General features: G+C 48.1%; 26 protein-coding genes and 1 tRNA gene. 16 read left to right on the forward strand and 11 right to left on the reverse strand.

What is annotated here, in order from left to right; genetic code table 11:
- Positions 1 to 33: 33 nt before the first annotated feature.
- Entirely contained in the window at positions 34 to 129 is a 96-nt protein-coding gene (locus tag QQ055_RS08035) for a photosystem II reaction center protein T (protein WP_069969042.1), read from the reverse strand.
- A gap of 127 nt (positions 130 to 256) precedes the next feature.
- Positions 257 to 1786: a photosystem II chlorophyll-binding protein CP47 gene (psbB, locus tag QQ055_RS08040; protein WP_284474846.1), complete on the reverse strand. Its 1530-nt coding sequence runs from the start codon at positions 1784 to 1786 to the stop codon at positions 257 to 259.
- A gap of 521 nt (positions 1787 to 2307) precedes the next feature.
- Here psbB and QQ055_RS08045 point away from each other — a divergent pair.
- Positions 2308 to 2604: a 2Fe-2S iron-sulfur cluster-binding protein gene (locus QQ055_RS08045; RefSeq protein WP_069969044.1), complete on the forward strand. Its 297-nt coding sequence runs from the start codon at positions 2308 to 2310 to the stop codon at positions 2602 to 2604.
- Between the two features lie 60 nt (positions 2605 to 2664).
- Positions 2665 to 2778, forward strand: a complete 114-nt coding sequence (psbM, locus tag QQ055_RS08050; protein ID WP_069969045.1) for a photosystem II reaction center protein PsbM — start codon at positions 2665 to 2667, stop codon at positions 2776 to 2778.
- 169 nt (positions 2779 to 2947) lie between these two features.
- On the opposite strand, the gene QQ055_RS08055 is transcribed toward psbM, so the two are convergent.
- Entirely contained in the window at positions 2948 to 3778 is an 831-nt protein-coding gene (locus QQ055_RS08055) for a universal stress protein (protein ID WP_283362329.1), read from the reverse strand.
- A gap of 118 nt (positions 3779 to 3896) precedes the next feature.
- Here QQ055_RS08055 and QQ055_RS08060 point away from each other — a divergent pair, with 118 nt between their 5' ends.
- Together QQ055_RS08060 and QQ055_RS08065 are read left to right on the forward strand one after the other, a co-directional pair.
- Complete coding sequence (locus QQ055_RS08060; RefSeq protein ID WP_283362330.1) at positions 3897 to 4370, forward strand: acyl-CoA thioesterase; 474 nt, start codon at positions 3897 to 3899, stop codon at positions 4368 to 4370.
- 58 nt (positions 4371 to 4428) lie between these two features.
- Positions 4429 to 5040, forward strand: a complete 612-nt coding sequence (locus QQ055_RS08065; RefSeq protein WP_284474847.1) for a molybdenum cofactor guanylyltransferase — start codon at positions 4429 to 4431, stop codon at positions 5038 to 5040.
- On the opposite strand, the gene QQ055_RS08070 is transcribed toward QQ055_RS08065, so the two are convergent.
- Entirely contained in the window at positions 5037 to 5429 is a 393-nt protein-coding gene (locus QQ055_RS08070; protein WP_284474848.1) for a hypothetical protein, read from the reverse strand. The two genes, QQ055_RS08065 and QQ055_RS08070, sit on opposite strands and share 4 nt — an antisense overlap.
- Positions 5430 to 5574: 145 nt before the next feature.
- Here QQ055_RS08070 and hslO point away from each other — a divergent pair, with 145 nt between their 5' ends.
- Both hslO and QQ055_RS08080 read left to right on the forward strand, forming a co-directional pair.
- The gene (gene hslO, locus QQ055_RS08075) at positions 5575 to 6477 is read left to right on the forward strand and encodes an Hsp33 family molecular chaperone HslO (protein ID WP_069966633.1); all 903 of its coding nucleotides are present in this window, start codon (positions 5575 to 5577) and stop codon (positions 6475 to 6477) included.
- Between the two features lie 843 nt (positions 6478 to 7320).
- Complete coding sequence (locus tag QQ055_RS08080) at positions 7321 to 8856, forward strand: AAA family ATPase (RefSeq protein ID WP_286004528.1); 1536 nt, start codon at positions 7321 to 7323, stop codon at positions 8854 to 8856.
- Between the two features lie 98 nt (positions 8857 to 8954).
- Here the strand turns inward: QQ055_RS08080 and QQ055_RS08085 are convergent, their stop codons facing one another.
- Positions 8955 to 9176, reverse strand: a complete 222-nt coding sequence (locus tag QQ055_RS08085; RefSeq protein ID WP_284474850.1) for a DUF167 domain-containing protein — start codon at positions 9174 to 9176, stop codon at positions 8955 to 8957.
- 105 nt (positions 9177 to 9281) lie between these two features.
- On the opposite strand from QQ055_RS08085, the gene QQ055_RS08090 reads away from it, so the two are divergent.
- Together QQ055_RS08090 and QQ055_RS08095 are read left to right on the forward strand one after the other, a co-directional pair.
- The gene (locus tag QQ055_RS08090; RefSeq protein ID WP_284474851.1) at positions 9282 to 10493 is read left to right on the forward strand and encodes a BMP family lipoprotein; all 1212 of its coding nucleotides are present in this window, start codon (positions 9282 to 9284) and stop codon (positions 10491 to 10493) included.
- 271 nt (positions 10494 to 10764) lie between these two features.
- The gene (locus QQ055_RS08095; RefSeq protein ID WP_284474852.1) at positions 10765 to 12042 is read left to right on the forward strand and encodes a glycosyltransferase family 4 protein; all 1278 of its coding nucleotides are present in this window, start codon (positions 10765 to 10767) and stop codon (positions 12040 to 12042) included.
- Between the two features lie 59 nt (positions 12043 to 12101).
- Here QQ055_RS08095 and QQ055_RS08100 read toward each other — a convergent pair whose 3' ends face one another.
- Positions 12102 to 12383, reverse strand: coding sequence for a hypothetical protein (locus QQ055_RS08100; RefSeq protein ID WP_283361006.1), 282 nt, complete (start codon positions 12381 to 12383; stop codon positions 12102 to 12104).
- A 400-nt stretch (positions 12384 to 12783) separates the two neighbouring features.
- Between QQ055_RS08100 and QQ055_RS08105 the strand changes: the two genes are divergently transcribed.
- The gene (locus QQ055_RS08105; protein ID WP_284474853.1) at positions 12784 to 13464 is read left to right on the forward strand and encodes a putative antibiotic biosynthesis monooxygenase; all 681 of its coding nucleotides are present in this window, start codon (positions 12784 to 12786) and stop codon (positions 13462 to 13464) included.
- Between the two features lie 14 nt (positions 13465 to 13478).
- On the opposite strand, the gene era is transcribed toward QQ055_RS08105, so the two are convergent.
- Complete coding sequence (gene era, locus QQ055_RS08110) at positions 13479 to 14462, reverse strand: GTPase Era (protein WP_284474854.1); 984 nt, start codon at positions 14460 to 14462, stop codon at positions 13479 to 13481.
- Positions 14463 to 14584: 122 nt separating this feature from the next.
- On the opposite strand from era, the gene QQ055_RS08115 reads away from it, so the two are divergent.
- Positions 14585 to 15667 (forward strand): ATP-dependent 6-phosphofructokinase, encoded by a 1083-nt coding sequence (locus QQ055_RS08115; protein WP_284474855.1) that lies wholly within the window; start codon positions 14585 to 14587, stop codon positions 15665 to 15667.
- Between the two features lie 172 nt (positions 15668 to 15839).
- Here QQ055_RS08115 and QQ055_RS08120 read toward each other — a convergent pair whose 3' ends face one another.
- Positions 15840 to 16100: a MoaD/ThiS family protein gene (locus QQ055_RS08120; protein ID WP_284474856.1), complete on the reverse strand. Its 261-nt coding sequence runs from the start codon at positions 16098 to 16100 to the stop codon at positions 15840 to 15842.
- 212 nt (positions 16101 to 16312) lie between these two features.
- On the opposite strand from QQ055_RS08120, the gene QQ055_RS08125 reads away from it, so the two are divergent.
- Positions 16313 to 17026: a PHP domain-containing protein gene (locus QQ055_RS08125; protein WP_284474857.1), complete on the forward strand. Its 714-nt coding sequence runs from the start codon at positions 16313 to 16315 to the stop codon at positions 17024 to 17026.
- Between the two features lie 305 nt (positions 17027 to 17331).
- On the opposite strand, the gene QQ055_RS08130 is transcribed toward QQ055_RS08125, so the two are convergent.
- Positions 17332 to 18009 carry a response regulator transcription factor gene (locus QQ055_RS08130; RefSeq protein WP_283361011.1) on the reverse strand — a complete coding sequence of 226 codons (678 nt, stop codon included), beginning with the start codon at positions 18007 to 18009 and terminating at the stop codon, positions 17332 to 17334.
- Between the two features lie 67 nt (positions 18010 to 18076).
- The gene (gene rsmA / locus QQ055_RS08135) at positions 18077 to 18916 is read right to left on the reverse strand and encodes a 16S rRNA (adenine(1518)-N(6)/adenine(1519)-N(6))-dimethyltransferase RsmA (RefSeq protein WP_284474858.1); all 840 of its coding nucleotides are present in this window, start codon (positions 18914 to 18916) and stop codon (positions 18077 to 18079) included.
- Positions 18917 to 19022: 106 nt separating this feature from the next.
- Here rsmA and QQ055_RS08140 point away from each other — a divergent pair, with 106 nt between their 5' ends.
- The 5 genes from QQ055_RS08140 (at position 19023) to QQ055_RS08160 (ending at position 22827) form a co-directional block, all read left to right on the forward strand.
- Positions 19023 to 19685 (forward strand): TIGR00266 family protein, encoded by a 663-nt coding sequence (locus QQ055_RS08140; RefSeq protein ID WP_283361013.1) that lies wholly within the window; start codon positions 19023 to 19025, stop codon positions 19683 to 19685.
- 55 nt (positions 19686 to 19740) lie between these two features.
- On the forward strand, positions 19741 to 20418 hold the full coding sequence (locus QQ055_RS08145; RefSeq protein ID WP_069966646.1) for a TIGR00266 family protein: 678 nt from the start codon (positions 19741 to 19743) through the stop codon (positions 20416 to 20418).
- 23 nt (positions 20419 to 20441) lie between these two features.
- Positions 20442 to 21137 carry a TIGR00266 family protein gene (locus tag QQ055_RS08150; RefSeq protein ID WP_349775335.1) on the forward strand — a complete coding sequence of 232 codons (696 nt, stop codon included), beginning with the start codon at positions 20442 to 20444 and terminating at the stop codon, positions 21135 to 21137.
- Positions 21138 to 21140: 3 nt separating this feature from the next.
- The gene (locus QQ055_RS08155; protein WP_284474859.1) at positions 21141 to 21968 is read left to right on the forward strand and encodes a M48 family metallopeptidase; all 828 of its coding nucleotides are present in this window, start codon (positions 21141 to 21143) and stop codon (positions 21966 to 21968) included.
- A gap of 253 nt (positions 21969 to 22221) precedes the next feature.
- Positions 22222 to 22827, forward strand: a complete 606-nt coding sequence (locus QQ055_RS08160; RefSeq protein WP_284474860.1) for an SH3 domain-containing protein — start codon at positions 22222 to 22224, stop codon at positions 22825 to 22827.
- 97 nt (positions 22828 to 22924) lie between these two features.
- On the opposite strand, the gene QQ055_RS08165 is transcribed toward QQ055_RS08160, so the two are convergent.
- Positions 22925 to 22997 (reverse strand) — tRNA-Arg (locus tag QQ055_RS08165).
- Positions 22998 to 23024: the final 27 nt, after the last annotated feature.

Below are 23024 nucleotides of genomic sequence, written 5' to 3' on the forward strand. Positions count from 1 at the left end.
AAGCCTTTCAAGCAGGATGGACGAACAAAAGCGTTATTTGCCGATGCGAGGGGGTTCGCGGAAGGCGATCGCAAAGAAAAGCGTACCGATCGCTAAAGCCAGAATCAAGATATAAGCAGCGCTTTCCATGTCAGAAATTCCTGATACTTTCCCTTTTAGTTTACCGAATAATGGCAATCGAAACGCACTTGAGCAGTTTTAAACAAGAGGGGCAGGAAAATCCCACCCCTGTTGCGGCTAACAGCTCAAGGTCAACTTAGACCGCCTCTTTCTTCCGAGTAGATTTGTCACCCACTTTTTGGAACAAGCCGAATTCCACTTGTTCTTCAAGGTCAGCTTCCACCCCAGCGAACACATCGCGGAAGATGGTTCTCGAACCATGCCAGATATGGCCAAAGAAGAACAACAAGGCAAATACGGCGTGACCGTAGGTGAACCAACCGCGAGGGCTAGTCCGGAATACCCCATCAGAGCCTAACGTTTCGCGGTCAAACTCAAACGGTTCGCCCAATTGTGCCTTACGAGCAAATTTCTTCACGCTAGCAGGATCTTCAAAGGTTTGGCCGTCGAGATCGCCACCGTAGAAGCTAACTGTAACCCCAGCTTGCTCGAAGCTATAGCGAGATTCAGCCCGACGGAAGGGAATGTCAGCGCGAACAACGCCATCTTTATCCGTCAGGATAACCGGGAAGGTTTCAAAGAAGTTGGGCATCCGACGAACGGTTAGTTCGCGGCCTTCAGCATCCTTAAATACCGGGTGTCCTAACCAGCCAGTGGCAATTCCATCGCCTTGGTTCATCGGACCTGTCCGGAACAAACCGCCTTTAGAGGGGTTATTGCCGATGTAGTCGTAGAAAGCCAATTTTTCAGGAATTTGCTCCCAAGCTTCACCCAGGCTGCTGCCATTGGCAACGCTTGATTGAACGCGACGTTCAATTTCTTGTCTGAAATAGCCTTGATCCCACTGATAGCGGGTCGGGCCAAACAGTTCAATGGGAGTTGCCGCAGAACCATACCACATGGTTCCTGCTACCACAAAAGCTGCAAAGAAAACGGCTGCAATACTGCTTGATAAAACGGTTTCAATGTTCCCCATCCGCAGGGCTTTGTAAAGCCGTTCGGGGGGACGAACAGTCAAGTGAAATAAACCAGCAATGATACCAACAATACCGGCTGCAATGTGGTGAGCAACAATCCCGCCCGGATTAAAGGGGTTAAATCCGGCGGGTCCCCATTCGGGGGCGACGGGTTGAACGCTACCTGTAATGCCGTAGGGGTCAGAAATCCACATTCCCGGCCCAAACAGTCCGGTGAGGTGGAAAGCACCAAAGCCAAAGCACAGTAAACCGGATAAGAACAGGTGAATGCCGAACATTTTCGGCAAGTCGAGTGCGGGTTCGCCGGTACGGGGGTCGGTGAATAGTTCTAAGTCCCAATAAACCCAGTGCCAGCAAGCGGCTAAGAACAGCAAGCCCGATAAGACGATGTGAGCGGCCGCAACGCCTTCAAAAGACCAGAAACCAGCATTGGTTACGGTTTCGCCAGTAATGCTCCAGCCCCCCCAGGAGTCTGTTACCCCTAAGCGGGCCATGAAGGGCATGACGAACATGCCTTGACGCCACATTGGATTCAGGACGGGATCGCTCGGATCGAAAATGGCTAGCTCATATAACGCCATTGAGCCAGCCCACCCTGCAACCAGGGCGGTGTGCATCAGGTGTACAGCAATCAGACGACCTGGATCGTTCAGGACGACTGTGTGTACTCGGTACCAGGGTAGTCCCATTGACTACGCTCCTCCTCTAATACTTTCTAGATGAACGAGTCTGCCAACCTCTTAAGAAAGTTGGAACAGAGCTTTTCGTGCTAGTTGACCCAAGACTAATCCTCACATTTATTCTGCGAGAATTCAACGCTATTGCGCCGGGAATGTCGCTCTAGTGCAGCGACGCCAACGCACTTTTTTGAGAGGGTTTTTCAGTTCGCCCCTGTCTCAAGGGACAGGTTCTCTATCTGAAATTTTTTGTGTTTTGCTGAAGGGGCTGCCCGCATGAGTGCGATCGCCTTGGTGAGTGCAGTCCGCTTGGAGTGATGGTTTAAGCCACCAATTAAACGTCAGAAACCTAACAAGCCAAGGCTACAGGTTTTCTAACGGGTTTATCATGAGAATGAATATAACGAATTGTAACCAGTGTTGGAACCTATTGCAAGCTGGTTTAGGAGTTGAGCAACAGGTTTATCAAAAAGCAATTTTTTGCGTCAACATTTCTTTATAATTTTTAACGAAAAGCAACAGAGGGACAAGCAATGGCGAATATCAACTTTGTTAAGGAAGGTAAAGAGGCGATCGCCGCAGATGGGGCAAATTTAAGGCTAAAAGCCTTGGAAAATGGCATCGATCTTTACAGCGTCTTCGGCAAAATGATGAATTGTGGAGGATACGGTCAATGCGGCACCTGTATTGTAGAGATTGTCGAAGGCATGGAAAACCTCTCGCCCCGTACCGACGTAGAAAAGCGCAAGCTTAAGAAGAAGCCTGACTCCTATCGCCTTGCTTGTCAAACGCTCGTTCAGGGATCGGTTTCTGTCAAAACCAAGCCTTGAGGCGAAAATGGTATTCTAGGTAGTGATTTTTCCACTATTTACGAGAGAGGCTTGATTGCAATGGAAGTTAACGATCTAGGATTTGTTGCCAGTATTTTATTCGTCCTAGTCCCCAGCGTCTTCCTGTTGATTCTGTATATTCAAACGGCTAGCCGACAAAGCGATAATAGTTAGTCACTGGTCAATGGCAGGTCAATCCATCAAAGGTTCGCAAAAATTATTTCTGGCGCTTTGAAACTTTGGCAGGAAAGACAACAAAGAAAGAAGGATGAAGCTAATGAGTCATCCTTCTTTTTATTGTCGGGGAAAAGCGATCGCCCCCCTTTGGCTAAATTAGACGATTTTAATCAACCGTCCGCGCTAGCAGAACCGGACAATTCGCCTTGACGCGCACGTAATCGGAGAGCGAAGTCCCCAACAGGCGGTCAATATCAGGTAGCGTTTTGGCAACCGAAGGACGGCGGTCAGGAGAACCGAGGATCAGCAGATCGACGTTTTTCTCATCGGCAATCTGGCAAATGGTTTCGCCAGCATTACCGCGACCAATCGTTGCGGATACAGACACGCCTGCTTGTCTGGCTTGGGCCATTGCTTCAGACAAAACGGGGTCTTCTTCAATCGTCGTAATTTTTGAGTTGGGATTAACGTGAATGAGCAGCAATTCGCTATTGGGAATCTCGCGTAAAAAGGACAACGCTAGCTTAATGCACTGTTGTGAGGCTTCAGAGCCATCGGTAGCAACCATAATCCGCCGGATTTTTTTGACGTAGATATCGTCTTTGACCAGCAACATCGGACGCGAAGTCAGTTGGAAGACATACTGACTCACCGAGTTTTTCAGAATCGATTCTAAGCGACCGAGAGCGCGAGAACCCATCACAATCAGGTCAGAATCTTCTTCCTCGGCAACTTGCAGCACGAGGTCTTTGGGATCGCCTTGCTTGAGGCGAGCGTTAACTTGGCCTGGATCGAGGTTAAGCGCTTTGACGGCTTCCGCCAGGATTTTTCCACCCGCTTCGAGTTTGGCGGACATATCCTGAGCGCTAATTTGAGAAGGAACAACATGCAGAACCGTTACCGAGGCATTTTTAATTGATGGGATCTCCATCAGCATGTTTACCATCTCTTCACATAGGCCTCGACCTGCAACAGTCACCAGAATTTTCTTTATCATGGGTTAGTCTCATCACTCGTCTATAGGTTTTTATCCCGTATTTAGGATAATCCTGAGTAATGACCCAGGATTTGAAGAAATGTAGTCTTTTAGCACGATTTGTAACGGGTTAGACGCAATGCCTCAGAAACCGGACTTGGCACCGACAGGTGCAATTGCACGCCAGTCAGCGATTAATGACTCTAGTTGGTTTGAGTATCCTGTGCGATCGCATCCCCACCATACTGATTATGGGGGGATTGTCTGGCACGGCAGCTATATTGCTTGGATGGAAGAAGCGCGAGTCGAGTGCTTGCGCTCCATTGGGGTAGAGTTTGCCGATTTGGTCGCCTTGGGATGCGATATGCCCGTCGTCGAAATGTCCTTACGCTACCATCGCTCCGTACTAATGGGAGTGACCCTGGTTGTGCGGACGCGCATGACTCTAGAAGGCGTGCGACTGGTTTGGGATTACCAGATTTGTTCGCCCGATCGTCAGGAGTTGTACGTTACCGCACAAGTCACCCTGGTGGCAATGGATCGCGAAAAGGGTAAGATTTTGCGACAGTTACCCCCCGCCGTCAAGAATGCTTTGATGCGCTTGGGAGTCTAACTCCAGGGTCGCCTGCTGGCTGGGTTCGGGGTAGCGCAGTCCCTTTGAGAGATTAGAGATGGAAAAGAGCGATCGCACTCCCAATCTGTGCGCCCTGATTCTAGCAGGCGGCAAAAGTTCGCGTATGGGTCGAGATAAAGCCTTACTTCCCCTAGAGGGAAAACCCTTACTAACGCGAACCTGCCAAATCGCCCAATCTTGTGCCAACCCCGTCTGGGTAATTTCGCCTTGGCCGGAACGCTACCGCGAGATCCTACCGGCAAACTGCCAACTGATTCAAGAGGTTGCCACAGACTCAGGGGGTGCAACGCACGGCCCTTTAGTCGGCTTTGCTCAAGGTTTAACCCAGATAACAACCGAGTGGGTTTTACTTCTGGCTTGCGATTTACCGCAATTGCAGCCAGAACCCCTCCAGCAGTGGGGTCAGCTTTTAGACGCGCTTCCAGAATCCACTCTGGCTTTTTTACCCCAACACCCCAAAGGATGGGAACCCCTGTGCGGATTCTACCGCCAGCGCTGTTTAACGTCGCTTCAGACCTTTATTGCCCAAGGGGGACGTTCGTTCCAAGCTTGGCTCTCTACTCAGAACGTTCAACCCATCCCCCAAGTTGACCGATCCTTGCTTCTCAATTGCAACACCCAGGAAGAATGGCAGCAAATCGAGCGTTAAGAGCGGTTTTGGCTGCTCGTGAGATGTTGCTTGAGTCTCAGCAAACTCAGGGTTTGTCCCAAACTCAACGGGAGTGCGGTAATCCCTTCAATGCGAGATTGCACCCAGCCTTCCCCCCACATCCATTCGTGAAAACCATCAATCCCTTGACTGAGCAGCAACCGCAAGCAATAGGGTTCTGCCACATCCACTTGATGCGCGATCGCAATTGGCCCCACCCAACTGGTAAAATTCAACCCAGTTTCTAAACGTTCTGGCAAACCCGCCGACAAACGCTGCGGCCACAACCACTGGCGCAACTGACTAGAGTGTAATAAACTCTCGCGAATCGCTGCTTCAGGCGCATCGATTTCAATCCGCAAATGACTTTGTTGAAAGTTTCCTAGCATCGTTTTTTTCCTTAGTTTAACGAATCCTCTCCCAAGGAGGGTGGAGGAAAAGAGTGCAAAGTACCGAACCCTCTTCCCCGCACGCTCAAGAGTTACTAGCCTAGAATAGGGGAAAGACAAATTGTTAAGAAACGTAAGGATTTTCATGGCAGATCAGCTCATTCGCGCTACGGCCGCCGAGGGAGGGATTCGAGCTGTAGGAGTCATTACCACAAGACTTACTGAAGAAGCTCGACATCGACACCAACTTTCCTATGTCGCGACTGCGGCTTTAGGTCGAACAATGGCAGCCGGTTTATTACTGGCTTCTAGTATGAAGCGACCCGAATCCAGAATTAATATTCGCGTAAAAGGCAACGGTCCTTTACAAGGCATTTTAGTCGATGCGGGTTTAGATGGAACCGTGCGGGGATATGTTTACGAGCCTCAAGTTGAGTTACCGCCAAACGAATTAGGAAAACTGGATGTTGGCGGAGCGGTTGGACGAGAAGGCTTTCTCTATGTCGTTCGCGATATCGGCTATGGCTACCCATACTCTAGTACCGTTGAACTGATTTCTGGGGAAATTGGCGATGATATTACCCACTACCTCGTTACCTCAGAGCAAACCCCCTCTGCTTTAGTGCTGGGTGTATTTGTAGGAGCCGATGGCGTTCAAGCAGCCGGTGGTATCTTATTACAAGTGTTGCCAAAGGCTGCTTCTGATGAGGAGCTAGTGCAAAAACTAGAATCGCGCGTGGGTGCATTATCGGGATTTACGCCGCTACTCCGTCAAGCTAAAACCTTACCAGATATTTTTGAGCAACTCTTGGGGGATATGGGATTAAATCTTCTCCCAGAGACTCAAATGGTTCGCTTTGATTGCAAATGCTCGTTTCATCGCCTGCTAGGGGCGTTAAAAATGCTGGGTGAAGCAGAACTTCAAGACATGATTGATAAAGATGATGGTGCAGAGGCAACCTGTCAATTTTGTGGAGAAGTTTACCGCGCCAGCAGCCACGAGCTAGCGGAGTTAATCGAAGCTTTACGAGAAGAGTCCGGATCGTAAATAAAACGCGAACTATAGCGCTTTAGCAGGGGGGAAGAGTTGGCATTTCACGAAAGAGAACGGTAGGATTGCAACTACCGTGGAGTGTTACAGGTAATGGCAAGCCTCCAGCCGTTGCTGTCGTCCTTTAGTGTGGGGGTTGTGAGGAATGGGGATGATGAAAGATCCAAAACTGCCAAAGCGATCGCTGAAAAATCATAGTCCAGTCGATTCGGCTCGGACGGTGCGTAAGCCACCTGCTCCAAAACCTAGAGATAAACATCCCCGCACCGAAGTTCCATCCCCTTCTCGACAAGCTTCTGTCCCCCCTGCTTCCGGTGTCGCTGCTTGGTCTAATCTGCCTTCGGCATTAGATGCAACCCTTCCTGAGTCTACGCCCATCTCTGGGGAGGAACTCTCGCCAAAAGAGAAGTTTTTAAACTGGCTGAAGCCGACGCGCTGGCAATTTTGGGTGATTTTAACGGTGCTGCTTCCGGGTGGCGTCGGGGGGTTAGCGCTAGCAATGCTTTTGCGGCTGCCGGCGTTACCAAATTGTCCTTCAATTTTCTGGCCGACGGCTTCGGCTTCGTTGCGTCTGTATTGCGCGGAGTTGGCTGCGAATAAACAGACGGTGAAAGATTTGCTGGAAGCGATTGAGTTGGTCAATGCTTTGCCTGAAGATCATCCCCTGCGCCCTCAGATTAATCAGTTAATTGAGCAATGGGCGTCGGATATTTTGGATTTGGGGGATAAGGTCTTTCATCAAGGTAAGTTACAAGAAGCGATTTCGATTGCCCGTCAGGTTCCGGCTCAGACTTCGGCGGCGTCGTTGGTGACGGAACGAATCGATCGCTGGCAGGAGGTTTGGAAAAGGCTGAGGGACTTTATCGCGAGGCTGAAGATTTTCTCCGCCAGGAAGAGTGGAATAAGGCGTTCCGCACGGCAACGTTTTTATTGTCGGTTGGGAATAATTACTGGGAGACAACGAAGTATCAAGAGCTGACGGAAGCAATTAAGACGGCGCGAGAAGATGGCGAGAAGCTTTATCAGGCCCGGCGTTTGGTGGAACAGGGAGGGGTTGATAATTTAGTAGAGGCGATCGCGCTCGTTGAGAAGATTGATCCTAAGAGCTACGTTTATAAGAAGGCTCAAGATGAGATTAGAAAGATCGGTCGGCAAATGCTAGCGCTGGCAGAGGAGGAGCTAGAACAACGGCGCAACTCTTCAGCCGCGATTAATATTGCTCGGAGAATTCCCGCCAGCGCTAAGTTAGCTGAAGAAGCTCAAGATTTGATTATTCTGGCTGAGGCCTATGCGGATGCTTGGCAAGGTAAGGTGGCAAGTTTGGAAGCGGCGATTATTCGAGCGCAGAAAGTGACGGTGAAGCGTCCGCTTTATGGTAAGGCGCAGCGGTTAATTGCTCGCTGGCAGCGGGAAATTGAAGATATTGCCCATTTGGAAAAGGCGCAAACTTTGGCTCGCGGTGGTTCGATTGATGCCCTCAGCAATGCGGTAGCGGAGGCGTCGTTGATTCCGGTGAGCAATCCTCGCTATGAGGAGGCACAAGATAGTATTAATGAGTGGCAGCGACAAATTGAGACGCTAGAGGATAGCCCTTATCTCAACCGGGCGGAGGCGCTGGCGATCGCGGGCGATTTGGGTTCTCTGCAAGCGGCGATCGCAGAAGCTAGCCGGGTAGGACGGGGACGGGCGTTGTATTCGGAAGCGCAACAGCGGGTTGGGCAATGGCAGCGTCAAGTTGAGACGATGCAAGATCGTCCCTACCTAGATTCGGCTCAACAGTGGGCGCTGATTGGGGATGCGGTTTCTCTGCAAGCGGCAATTGATGAAGCCAGTCGGATTGGACCGGGACGAGCGTTATACGATGAGGCTCAAAATCGGATTTCTGAATGGAGAAGCCGGTTGCAGCGTATGCAAGATCGTCCGACTTTGGATGGTGCTAGGGATTTAGCGGCTCGCGGCGATTTACAGGGGGCGATCTCGCTGGCCGAACGGATTGGTTCGGGACGGGCTTTGTCTAATGATGCGGCTGATGATTTGCAACGATGGCGATCGCAAATTCGGGCTGAAGAAAATCTCCAAGAAGCTCGCCGCCTTGCTGGAGGGGCAACCCCAGAAGCGCTAGCCGCAGCGATTCGCACGGCCGATCGCGTTCCGAATTTTAGTCCCCTCAGAAATGAAGCCGATCTCGCTATTTCTCAATGGAGCCAGCAGATTTTGAGTTTGGCCCAGCAGCAAGCGACTTTTGATGTAGCCGGGGCGATTGAAATTGCCAGACGCATCCCCGAAAATACTGCCAGCTATGGGGCTGCTAGAGCGCAGATTGAAGCTTGGCAGCGGATGCTGGTGCCATCTCCGACGCCGCGTACCTTCCCTTAAAAATGTTGATTATTTAGACAATATCTGGCACACTAAGGTTAGATGCTCAACTTCCCCAGCAATTGCCGCATTGCTGGGGTCTTTTTTAGAGGACAGTTTTAAAGATCGATCTCAATCAGCTTTATTCGGGCGGCGCGACCTGATTTAATCGTAATCCTAGCTTTGGGGACATCAAACGTTTTTGCCAAAACTTCGATTAACTCTGCGTTCGCCTTGCCATCGGTTGGGGGTGACTTGAGGGCGATCGCCAAACTTCCATCCTCTAGGGTTTGGACGGATTGATGTTTAGCGTTGGGTTTGACTTTGACTTGGAGTTTCATAAAATCAAGACCAAATCCTTTCTCAAGTGGTATTCTCTGTTACTTCAAAAAAGACCGAACTCCGCCATAAACTAAAGGCGTGCTTTTGATAAAACCTGAACAATAATGAAATTTAGCTCCATCAAACCATTCAGTATTGCCCTTTCTGTTAGCGTACTTTTAGCGGGTTGCAATGGCACAAATTCTCAATCGGGACAGGGGAACGACGACAACTTTCAGGTGGGATTAATCTTAGTCGGTCCCAGAAATGACGCCGGTTGGAGCCAAGCCCATTATGAAGGGATTGAGTACGTTCAACAGCAGATGTCTGGGGTGACGCTAGAGTATGCGGATAAGGTGAATCCTGGCGATCGCCCTAACGTTAAAGGCTCGCAAGTCGCAGACGATCTGATTGCTAAAGGTGCCGATTTAATTATTTTCAACTCCGACGACCTCAAGGACGATGCGCTAGCAACGGCTCAGAAATATCCTAATATCCCAGTTATTCACGCTTCTGGGGATTCCGCTTGGCAAGAAGGGCAGAATTATCAAGCCTTGCCAAACCTGGCGAACGTGATGCCCAAGATGGAATATGGCCGGATGATTGCAGGTTGTGCGGCGGCGCTATCTAGTGAGACGGGGCGAATCGGCTTTTTGGGGCCGTTAATTAATGATGAAACGCGGCGCTTAGTATCGGCGGCGTATTTGGGGGCGCGCTACTGCTGGCAGACTTATCGCGATCGCAACCCCGAAGACCTAAATTTTCGGGTGACATGGATCGGCTTCTGGTTTAACATTCCAGGCGTTACCCTGGAACCCACCAAAGTTGCTGACGACTTCTATAACAGCGGCTACGATGTGGTGATGACGGGTATTGACACGCCAGAAGCCGCAGTTCAAGCCAAAAAAGCCGCAGATTCTGGAAAAAATGTTAAGTTTTTGCACTATACCTTGCGATCGGGTTGTAACCTAGCACCAGATGTCTGTGTAGGCGTTCCTACCTATAACTGGGGACCGAGTTATCTCAAACTCATCCAAGATGCTCAGGCTGGAAACTTCCAGAGCCAATTTATTTGGGCCGATCCAGACTGGCAAGATATCAATAACCCGGACACTTCTGCGGTTGGGTTTGTACGCGGCGAGGCCTTTAGCCCAGAGAACAATCGCTATCTCGATCAATTTATACAGGGTTTGGGGGATGGCAGCATCAACCTTTATCAAGGCCCGCTAAACTACCAAGATGGCACGCCTTTTGTAGCAGCAGGTCAAACGGCTACGTTACAACAAATCTGGTACATGCCGCAGTTGTTAGAAGGGATTGAAGGACCAAGCCGTTAGCTCGACTGGGGAGAACCGGGAAACTTAAGCAGCACAAAGTTTAAGTACACAAAGCAGTTTTTAGTTCTCAAGTCTCGCGGTTTTCCGCTAGAGGCTAACGGTCTCCATCAAACATTTGGACTAAACCAGAGAGCTTTACTCGGCGTCCCTTTTTTGAGTTCAATATCGTCCGCTTAATTTATCTCTCTTGGACGATGTATCGTTTTGAGGGTTTCTTTATTCTTAAAAACGTATAGAACTCGCGCATTTACTTTCTCCTTAATAAAGCAACATGTTTTCTAATCAAAACAAAGGCAAAATCGCCTTAATTTCTGTCCACGGCGATCCGGCTGTAGAAATTGGTAAAGAAGAAGCGGGCGGACAAAACGTCTACGTTCGTTGTTGCGGTGAAGCTTTAGCTAAACAGGGTTGGCAGGTTGACTTATTTACTCGTAAGGCAAGTCCCGACCAAGAGAATATTGTTGTTCACAGCCCTAATTGTCGGACAATTCGCCTAAATGCAGGTCCAGAAGCCTTTATTGGACGAGACGATCTATTTGGATATTTACCGGAATTTGTAGAATCCTTTAAACAGTTTCAAGAGCGGGAAGGAACGCTTTATCCCATCATTCATACGAATTATTGGTTATCGTCTTGGGTGGGAATGCAACTGCGGAAAAGTCAACTGTTGAAGCTAGTGCATACCTATCACTCTTTGGGGGCGATTAAGTATAAGTCTATTTCGACGATTCCTCTAGTGGCTAAAACGCGTTTAGAGGTGGAGAAAGCTTGTTTAGAAACGGCAGATTGCATCGTCGCAACTAGCCCCCAAGAAGAAGAACACATGAGAACTTATGTCTCAGAAAAAGGGAATATTAAGGTAATCCCCTGCGGGACTAATATTGAGCGTTTTGGTTCGGTTAGGCGAGAGGCTGCAAGAGATAAGCTTCAGTTATCTCCTGACGATCGCGTAGTTTTATATGTAGGACGCTTCGATCCCCGCAAGGGTATTGAAACGGCGGTTCGGGCTGTTAGCCATCTTTCTTCAGAACGCAAAGCTCAGTTAAAGTTGATGATTGCAGGGGGATGGACGCCTGGAGAAAAGGATGGCGAAGAACGCGATCGCATCGGTCAATTAACCCAAGCATTGGGAATTGAAAATAACGTTCAGTTTGTGGGGCGACTCGATCATACCGTTCTACCCACTTACTATGCGGCGGCGGATGTGTGCGTTGTTCCCAGTCACTATGAACCGTTCGGTTTAGTGGCAATTGAAGCAATGGCTTGTGGAACGCCTGTAATTGCGAGTAATGTTGGGGGACTGAAATTTACAGTCATTCCTGAAGAAACGGGTTTATTAGCTCCTCCAAAAGACGATCGCGCTTTTGCTGAGGCGATCGATCGGATCTTGGCAGATCCTCAATGGCGATCGCAGTTAGGAGAACAAGCGCGATCGCGGGTAGAGGCAAAGTTTAGCTGGGATGGCGTCGCTTCTCAACTCGGCGAACTCTATAGCGACTCAATTCAACAACTGACGAGTGAGTTCTTTAAACATCACTTTGCAGGCTAATGAGTTGCCTGTTATGAAAAACCTGCCTTTCGTAAGAAGGCAGGTTTTATTTTTAAAGATTATTCCATTAACCGCCAGAGACGCTTGACAGCCTGGGTTAAAGAGGCTTGCGTCTCTTTTGATTCATCTAATGCCCAGCATCGTTCTAGATACTCGACTTGCTGCTCTTCAATCAGTTCATCTACCAGTAGATTTAAGAGCGATCGCCATGCCAAATCTACTCCCCACTTCAACTGGAGACGGCTTGTATGGGGATCGGGGACTCGACTTGAGATCAGCTCCAGCCGTTTGTAAAGTTGCCAATGATAACCTTGGGTTGGGTTATGGCTTATAGATTCCATTGTGAACCTCCTCAATGTTTGACGATTGCAGGAGGCACTTCAAAACCTGTCACCACACTCCCTCGCCACTGGGGGAAGCGAAAAGTGTATGTCCGAATCTTTTTCCGTGCCTTATTATACAATTATACAAATAATTTTCAATTTGTTGTAATTTTTACACTAATTTAACCAAAACTTAATAAAACGATGAAATTTTCTCGCCTCAAGAACTCAGTCACTGAGAGCAAAACCTACCCTTCTATCATGACGCCACACCCTATCAGTTGTAATGTATCTTTTGATAGTGTTCCTAGCTTCGTAAGGGGTATCAGAATAACCTTAAGTCCGTCAATATTTAGTCATAATGAGTGGTTTAGAACCAATTCTTCGTCACATTCACCCCATTTATCGTCATCTCACAATGCCTATTTATCCGGACGATCGAATTTTCTATTCCAGCGTTGCGATTGAATATATTGTTCCTCAAGGACAAGGACTTGCTTTTCGCCTCTGGCATTCTCGCTTAGTCCGTCATGCCAAGCAATACAAAGGCTATTTTAGAACCGATCTCTGTCCGCCAGTGAGGTGTAAAAATGGAGTTGTCAAGTGGTGTGCAATGATGCACTTTGACAACCCCGAACATCTCAATCACTGGCTGGAATCGCCACAACGCAAAGAACTGCTAAAATCTAGCGAAAAAGTCCTCCAGGCTTATCGTTTCAAATCCTTTACTACTGGGTTAGAAGGCTGGTTTTCGCATGAATTAGGGGCCGAACAAGCGGGTTTAGGCCCTCCGGCTTGGAAGCAGGTTCTTTCAGTTGTCCTAGGCCTATATCCGGTTTTAATGATTCAAGTTGCGATCTTCACCGCTTTAGGGATTATGCAGTTTTGGCCGCCCGCCGCGTCAATGGTAGTGAATAACTTAATTACCTCTTCGATTTTAACCTGGGTCGTTATGCCCCTCATTTCTCGCGGGTTGGGGTTCTGGCTGCGTCCTGCCTATCGCAGAGCTTCTGTTAAGGTGGATCTGGTCGGCGCTGGTCTTGTGCTGTTAGCGTTGGGGGGGATGGTAGTTCTTTTCGATCGTCTCCCCTGGACCTAATCTCTGTTGTCAGGTTATTCTTCAACTCGATAACCAAATTCTGCCACTCGCAGGCGATCTTGCCGCCATTTGGGTTTCACTTTAACAAAGAGTTCTAAGTAAACTTTCCCGGCAATTAGCTTTTGCATTTGCTCTCGCGCTGCGGTGCCAATGGTTTTCAGCATACTCCCTTTTTTGCCGATTAAGATGCCTTTTTGGGAGTCTCTCTCGACAATAATGGCAGCATAAACCCGCGTCAGTTCTTCGCCTTCTTCCACTCGTTCAATTTCTACTGCGACGGAATGGGGGACTTCTTCGCGAGTCAGCATCAAAATTTGCTCGCGGATGAGTTCTCCCATAATAAAGCGTTCGGGTTGATCGGTTACTAAATCGGGCGGGTAGTAATAGGGCCCTTCCGCTAGCTGTTCGATTAAACTGGTTTGCAGTCGATCTAAACCTTCTCCAGTTAAGGCAGAAAACTTGACAAATTGCCAATTATGGGTCTTAGCAACTGCGGCGTAAGTGGTATCTAATTCTTCTGCTTGTGAGGGCTGTAAGTCAGTCTTATTTAAGCCCAGAATAATGGGAGTTTGAACGTTTTCGAGGAGTTCAACGATATAGCGATCGCCCCCACCCAATTCTACAGAGCTATCGACCACAAACAAGATCGCATCCACAGCTCTAATCGCATTTTTGGCATTTTGTACCAAAACTTTTCCCAGTTGATGGTGGGGTTTGTGAATCCCTGGGGTATCAACAATAATTAACTGGGCTTCTGGGGTCGTGAGAATTCCCCGGAGGCGGTTGCGAGTGGTTTGCGCGACTGGGGAAGTAATCGCAATTTTTTGTCCCACTAACTGGTTCAAAATTGTAGACTTGCCGACATTGGGACGCCCAATTACACCGATAAAGCCTGACTTAAATCCCGGTGGCGCGATGGGAATGCTAAAATTCCCTGACAAATTTAAAATCTCGTCACCTTCTGGCTCAAATTGTGTACTGATTTGGCGTTCTGTCATTTTGTGTAACGTAAATGTTGCAAAGGGAGAAGAAAAGTTTAATTCAAACTGCAATTCAACGGACTTGTCCCTAATCAAGTTTAATTTACTCCTGGGTTTGCACCAATTGGACTTAAGGAAGAATGGGCGAGATGAAACGAATTGGGATTCTTACAAGTGGCGGGGATTGTGCGGGACTGAATGCAATCATTCGGGCCGTGGTTTGTCGGGCGGCAGGCGGGTATGGCTGGAAGGTGATGGGAATTCGCCAAGCCACCCAAGGGTTAATGAGCGATCCCCCGCAGATTATGACCCTAGAACCCGATAAGGTCGATCATTTACTAACAATGGGGGGAACGATTCTGGGGACGACGAATAAGGGCGATCCGTTTGCGTTTCCGATGCCGGATGGTACGGTGCGCGATCGCTCTGAAGATATTATCGCGGGTTATCGGCAACTGGGATTAGATGCCATCATCGGGATTGGCGGCGATGGGAGTCTAGCGATTTTGCGCCGCATTGCTCAACAGGGCGATTTAAATCTGGTTGCCATTCCCAAAACCATCGATAACGATATTGGGATTACCGAAAATTCCATTGGCTTCGATACGGCGGTTAATATTGCCACCGAAGCCTTAGACCGCTTGCACTTTACCGCCGCCAGCCACAGCCGAGTCATGATTCTCGAAGTGATGGGCCGAGATGCCGGTCACATTGCCATTAGCGCCGGAATTGCCGGGGGTGCAGATGTCGTCCTCATCCCAGAAATTGCCTACACTCTAGAAAATGTCTGCCAGCAGATTCAAGAACGCCAATCCCAAGGCAAAAATTACTGTTTAATTGTCGTCTCGGAAGCGGTTTGCACTCCCGATGGCGAAACGGTTACGAATACCAATGCGCTAGGTCAATGTCGCCTGGGGGGAATTGGCGAACACTTGGCCGACCAAATTAGCGCCTGTATCGGTGCAGAAACGCGCGTCACCGTTTTAGGTCATACGCAACGGGGAGGGATTCCTTCGCCTTTAGACCGGCTGACGGCTTCGGCGTTTGGGGTCGCTGCCGTTGAGTTAATCGCCGAGGGCTTATACGATCGTATGGTGACATGGCAAAATCGGCAGGTGGTCAGCGTCCCGATTGCAGAAGCAATTTCCTATTATCGCGCGGTCGATCCCAATGGCACGCTAGTCAAAACGGCCAGAGGGCTAGGGATTTGTTTGGGAGATTAAGAGGGGTGGGATGGGTTAGTCTGGCCTAACTCAGATCTTGCATCATTCTGAGTAGACCTGAGAAACCAGGTTTTTCGACGAAAAATCAGGGTTTCAGCTTAAGCGATTGGCAAGAAACCCGGTTTCTAGCACTGGTGCAAGAGGTCAAGTCTAACCCATTTCCGGTTGGGGATTAACCGCCACTGACAGGGGGAATTAAAACGACTTCATCGCCGTTTTGCAGGAGGGTATCGGGTTCAACAAATTGCAGATTAATGCCAAAGCGAGTCACCTCGCGCCATTTCTCTAATTCAGGGTGTTCGGCAATTAAATCCTCTAAAACAGCACTTACGGAAGTTTCACCCGGAAAGTGTCGCACTAGCTCAGAAACGCCGTAGGCTTCTTGATAAGCTGCAAATAGCTTAATTGTGACGCTAACTGTAGATTCAGGCATGGAAATTTAGCAGGCAGATTCAACAGGGGATGACAGTATTATTACCTAGTTCTTATGGCTCAAGGGCAAAGAAATTCGTCTGTCTCTTCTGGCATAAGTTACTGTTAAGCCACGTATCCGCAAAATCATTCGATCAACAGACCCCGTTGGGGGTTACAGAACTTAAAATTTGGCTATAGTAGACGAAGAAATATAACGTTAGATAGTCGATTATGAGTGTCAAACTCGCTCAAGTTTCTACGGCTGCAAAACTTGCAGGACAAACAGTAGGAGCAAGGGCACTTAAGCAAGTTCTGGAAACCATTGACGCCGACAGTTGTCCGCATCGGTTCAATTTCCACATGCATACCGTTTGCTCCGATGGTCGCTTGCATCCCGAACACCTAATGGAACAGGCGATCGCGATCGGTCTGCAAGGTCTAGCCATTACCGACCATCATACGGTAGAGGGTTACTCGATTGCCAAGCAGTGGTTGGAAGCATGGCAAAACCAACACCCCCAACACCCCGTCCCCCGTTTGTGGAGTGGGGTTGAGATTAATGGCAATTTATTGGGGACAGAAGTCCATATTCTAGGTTATGCGTTCGATCCGCAGCATCCTAGCCTTCAACCCTATCTCCAAAAACACGCGGCTACAGGCGATGCCTATCAAGCCGCAAGTGTCATTTCAGCGATTCATCAAGCGGGTGGGTTAGCCGTTCTCGCGCACCCAGCACGCTATCGTTGTTCTGCAACAGAGTTAATTCCCGAAGCTGTTCGTTGGGGAATTGATGGGGTAGAAGCCTATTATGCTTATAGCAACCCCAATCCTTGGAAACCGAGTCCAAAACAAACTCAACAAGTGAGCCAGTTGAGCCAAATTTATGGCTTATTACAAACTTGTGGAACCGACACGCATGGTACAAGCTTGCTCCAAAGAATGTGAAGCCGACGCCTGACGATAGGGAATTAGGGCATAGAAGCGCTTTGCAACGTCATAAACACAACCACTGCTGCACTCATCAAGACAAGCAAAGCAGCTAAGGAAATAGACTGACCGAGGTGTTGAGAGGAGCGAGAAACTTTCATGGCTATGGGGTCAGGAATTCATGAGAAATGAGTTAACTCAACTTATCAAAATTTTGAGGTTGTCATAGATTTATGACAGTTAATCCATAAAACTCAATATTCCTTAAGACCTTGAGCGATCGCGCCACCTCAGTACAGTCTCGTCTACACAAAGTAGCAAAACTATTTGGTTAGACCATGTTCTAAAGCAAAGCGCACTAATTCCGTGCGGCTGTTCGTACCCGTTTTCACAAACAAGCGCGAGACATACTTTTCCACATTGCGAACGCTTGTAGAAAGGCGTCGGGCAATCTCCTTATTCATCAATCCTTCCGAAACAAGGTCTAAAACGCTTTGTTCTCTGGGCGTAAAATCGACCTGAATGGGGGAAGGCGTTTGAGCAATTCCGCCTGTTTTTTGAATCATGCCGCGAATTTCGGCAATTTGGCGGGCAATATCATCAAGTTCGGTAGTGCCTCCAGAGGTGGCTGTACGCCGCTCTAAAAGGTTTTTGATAATCGCCTCTAATTCTTCAGGATCGAAGGGTTTAGGCAGGTACGCATCGCACCCAGCCTGATAGCCTTGAATCCGATCCATCGTCATCCCCTTAGCGGTGAGGAAGATCACGGGTAAAGACTTGTAGCGCGAATCTTCTCGCATTTGCTTGAGAAACTGATAGCCATCGACTTGCGGCATCATAATGTCAGTAATCACCAAATCGGGCAATTTTTCCTGCAAGATGTCCCACCCTTCAATGGCATTACTGGCAGCATGAACCGTAAACCCACTGTCTTCTAAATAGGCTTGCACGGCTTCTCTCAAACCGGGTTCATCATCAACGAGTAACAATTGTGCTGACATCGATTTCCTTAGATAGCGTTGGATGGTTTTGTTTAAAATTTAACGAATTTCTGCAACGGGGAAGGATTTAGAGGTCTTTCAGATGATTGCTCAACGCCACCCACTCCGGAACGCTTAAATCCTCTGCCCGCGCTTGGGGGTTCAGGTTAAGCGCATTCATCACCTCTAGCAGGCGATCGCTCTCTACAATAGCCTTCAAATTATTGCGGAGCATCTTCCGTTTAGAAGAAAAACCCACCTTCACCAGTTGCGAAAGGCGTTTGGGGTTCTCTGCAGGCGGTTCCACTAAGCGAGGGCGCAAGCGGATAATTGCCGAATCCACTTTGGGCGGGGGTTCAAATGCGCGCGCCGGAACCGTATAAACATAATCCCCTTGGGCAAGATACTGCACCCGCACTGAAAGCGCCCCAAACGCCGTTGAACCCGCTTGCGCCACTAGGCGTTGGGCAACTTCCTTTTGTACCAATAGCACGATTAACTCGTAAGGGTGGGGATTGGGATGCTCAATCGTCCCTAGCAGTTTTTCCAAAATGGGGCCGGTGATGTTGTAGGGAATATTGGCAACCACTTTATTGGGTTTTTGAAAATCGGGAAACGGTTCGAGCAGGGGAGGTAAATCGAGTTCGAGAATATCGCCTTGCAAAAGCAAGAAATTCGGGATTTTACCGAGTTTCTGACCTAATTTTCGGCACAGATCGCGGTCAATTTCAACAGCCGTTACCGCTCCAACCTGGGAGAGTAATTGCCGAGTCAAGATTCCCGTACCCGGACCAATTTCTAAAATGCGATCGCGCTGTTGTAACTCAGAAGCTTGGAGGATTTGAGCCAACGCCTTATCGCTTCTGAGCCAATGTTGAGCAAAACGCTTGCGAGGTCTAGCCGAAAAACTAGCAGAATCCTTAGACATGAGAAAACCTAAGACAAGTGGAAGATTTTTAACGAACTCTCGACGAGAGACTCATTAAAACGCAAACTGGAATTATTTGCACGTCCAATAACCAGGAGATGAACCCGTGCATTACGACATTCGCTACAAACCTGCTTTTGCAGCTATTTTTATTACTTTAAGTCCTGGCGAATCCATTACCGCAGAAGCCGGAGCAATGACGAGTATGGATGGTCGCCTGACGATGAAAACCCGCTTTTCGGGTGGATTCTTGCCCGGTTTGCTGAAAAAATTCTTTGGGGGAGAATCGCTCTTTGTCAATACGTTCATGAATCAAACGCAACAACCTTTAACATTAGTGCTTACGCAGTCTACCATTGGCGATATCGCTTGCGAGGAACTGCGCGGGCGCGAGTTATGCTTTGAACCAGGTGCTTATATTGCTCATGCTGGACAAACTCATTTAGGGGTAAAGTGGGCGGGTTTTAAGAGTTGGTTCGCTAGGGAAGGATTATTTAAGCTGCAAGTTAAAGGGACTGGACTGGTCTTTTTTGGAGCCTATGGCGGGATTACTAAACATCGCGTCAATGGTGAATTTGTGGTAGATACGGGTCATTTAGTGGCTTACGAACCGACAATTAAGATGAACCTGGGATTAGCCGGGGGATTAGTGGGTTCGATAACTTCGGGCGAAGGTTTTATTAATCGACTCACGGGAAATGGATATATCTATTTACAATCTCGCAGCGTTGATGGGTTAGTTAAATATCTGACGCCTAAGTTCCGTTAATTGATGTTTCTCGCTTGACTCTTAGATTCACATCCACTGACTTAAGGTTAGCCCAATGGAGATTAAACTTTTACATCAACCCGATAGCGCGATCGCTCAGATCCTATTAAATGCGGGTGAGGAAATTGTAGCAGAAGCTGGCAGCATGATTGCCATGAGCGGCTATATCAACACCAGCACCACTTTGAGGAGGGGCAAAGGCGGTGGGGTTTTCGGCGGTTTAAAGCGGATGTTAGCCGGAGAATCGCTATTTTTGAGTGTTTTTCGTTCGCCAACTCAGGGCGGAGAAATTTTTTTAGCGCCTCATCTGATGGGCGATTTACTCGTTTATGAGATGAAGGGTCAAGAATTAGTCGTTCAAGCAACTTCCTATCTAGCAAGCGCTTCTAGTGTAGATATTGATTTAGGCTTTCAAGGATTTAAATCTTTCTTTTCAGGAGAAGCCATTTTTTGGTTAAGCATTAGCGGACATGGCCCGGTGATTCTCACTTCCTTTGGGGGCATTTATGATATTGATGTCGCTGGAGAATATATTGTTGATACAGGTCATATTGTTGCCTTTGAAAAAAGCTTAGATTTTGAAATTACCAAGGCGGGAAGTAGTTTAATTGGAGCCTTTTTAGGCGGAGAAGGGTTAGTTTGTCGCTTCAAGGGTAAAGGAAAAGTTTACTGTCAAACGCATAATCCAGGAGCGTTTGGTTCTCGGATTGGTTCTCAACTTCCAGCTCGCTAATCTTTTAAAATAGGGTTAAAATCATGACTGAAATTGCTTATGAGATTGAGCATTCACCAGCCTATGCTTCTTTGATTGTTTTTTTGCAGGCTAATCAATCAATCTTGGTTGAGGCAGGGGCAATGGCTGCAATGGATAGCTGCATTAAAATGAAGTCTGGCATTCGCGGCGGATTGGGTAAAGGAATGGGCAGGATGTTGAGTGGTGAATCTCTGTTTATTAGCGAATTCACGGCTCAAGAAAAACCTGGTAAACTCTATATTTCACCGGGAGTTCCTGGGGATGTTCAGCATTATTATCTAGATGGCAGCAAGACTTTAATGGTGCAATCTTCCGGGTTTGTGGCAGCAAGTCCAACAGTTGAAATTAATACTCAGTTTCAGGGTTTTAAGGGCTTTTTTAGTGGCGAATCAATTTTTCTGATTCAAGCGAAAGGAAAAGGGGATTTTTGGTTTAGTTCCTATGGGGGAATTATTGAAATTCCGGTGGCTGGCGATTATGTGGTGGATACGGGTTATATTGTGGCTTTTGAAGATACGCTGAATTACGATGTAGAAATGATTGGCGGTCTATCGTTTCGCGGTTTAAAGACAGGAATTTTGGGAGGAGAAGGCTTTGTCTGTCGATTTCGCGGACAAGGTAGACTTTGGGTACAATCGAGAAACTTATATCCGTTATTAAATTTCCTCAATCCTTTTCGTCCCGCCAAAAGTAGCTAACCGATGACTTTCCAAAAACCACCCCTCAACGATTCTGCTGAAGATCGCAATCCTCCTGTAAGCAATCGCGATTTATTGATTTTATTGGGTTTGTTCCTTGGCGTAGTGGTGGGGGTGGTTTGGTTATTGGGACTTTTGGTGAATAATTTGGTTTGGTTGATTCCCACCCAGGTTGAGAAAACTTTAGGTCATCTAATTGTCCCAGCTTACGAGCGTTTGGCGCAACCGACTCCGGCGCAGGATGTACTCAATCAACTGTTACAACGTCTAGAACAGCAACTCCCTGAAGAACAGCGCCAGGAACGCGATTATCGGGTTCTCTATGTTCCCGATGAAACTGTGAATGCTTTGGCAGTCCCTGGAGATGTCATTATTATCTATCAGGGGTTAGTGGCTCAAGCAGAATCGGAAAATGAGCTAGCAATGGTGTTAGGTCATGAATTGGGTCATTTTGCTCATCGCGATCATTTGCGGAGTTTGGGACGAGAAATTTTATTTCGCGCGATCGCAGCCACGTTTTTAGGAGATTTAGGCGCGCTACAATCGGTAGCGGTTTCTGGGGTTTCGGCGATTTCGCGATCGCACTATTCCCAATCTCAAGAACTTCAAGCCGATGAAATGGGTTTAACTCTATTAAATGCGGTTTATGGTCATGCAGGAGGCGCGACAGACTTCTTTCGCCGTCTCCGCCAACAGCGAGGTTCGGGAATTGCTTTTTTATCGACTCACCCTTCTCCGAGAAATCGAGTCAACAAGTTGGAACGCTTAATTCAAGAACGCGGCTATTCTGTAGGGAAAATAAGCCCATTACCGCCAAGTTTAGTAGATTAAAGTTTGCCTGTAGGGTCAGACCCCTATAGGAAAATTAGGGAGAAAGCGAGACAATCATTAATACTTCATAAACTCGTAGCGATTTGTTGAGTCAAATCGTTACACCAGTCGCAATGCGAACGATCAAAACGCAATCAATAGGGCTAGGTGCAGGTCTGGTTGGAGTCGCGATCGCAACTAGCGTATTTCAAGTCCGCTTCCCATTTTTCAATCCCCCTTAATTGCTGACTCCTCTTCCCATCCCTCTCATTGTATGACTTTGGTTGCGGCCCTCAAGCCGCCGTTAAATGTTCGTTCTCAACCCTTTGTCGCGCCAAATAACATTATTGGTACTCTCGATACGGGGATGCAAGTTTCAGTGGAAAAGCAGGAGGGAAACTGGCTGCTGCTGAATGCACCCATCCAAGGTTGGATTTATCAAAAATCTACCGCTACAAGTTGTTCTGACTCTCAAAAGGTCTTGGCGGCGATTCCTCCAGCGAGTGACAGCAGTACGCCGATTGATTCCGGGCCGGGATTGCTGGCGATCGCTGCCGAGCAGTATCATTTAGGTCATATCGATGCGGCGATCGCGCTGGTTCAGTCCATTTCGGCCGAGAGTACAGCCTATGAAGAGGCAAAATCAGCGTTAGTCCATTGGCCGCAAAGGTGGCAAATCGCGCAAGATCAATTCTATTCGGCTCAACACGCCATTCGCGAGGGTCGCTGGCAAGATGTTTTAGATCGAGTAGAATCTTATCCCGATATTCGGTTTTGGCGAGAACGGTTAACCCCTGTTGTCCGAGAAGCCATTAAACAGCAACAACGAACTTATCAAGCCAATACTGTACAGGCGCAACAATTAATTAATCGCGAGTAGCGATCGCCAAGCGTCTCTAACTGAACTTGGCTTACTAAATCAGAGAATTTCTACCCAGAATCGTTCTAGGAGAACAGCAAATACATATTTATTAAAACGAGCACGGAGGGATTTGAACCCCCGACACCCAGAACCGGAATCTGGTGCTCTATCCACTGAGCTACGTGCCCTCAGACTAAGCTAGTATAGCACTTCTT

It is taken from the genome of Geitlerinema calcuttense NRMC-F 0142, from assembly GCF_030285425.1.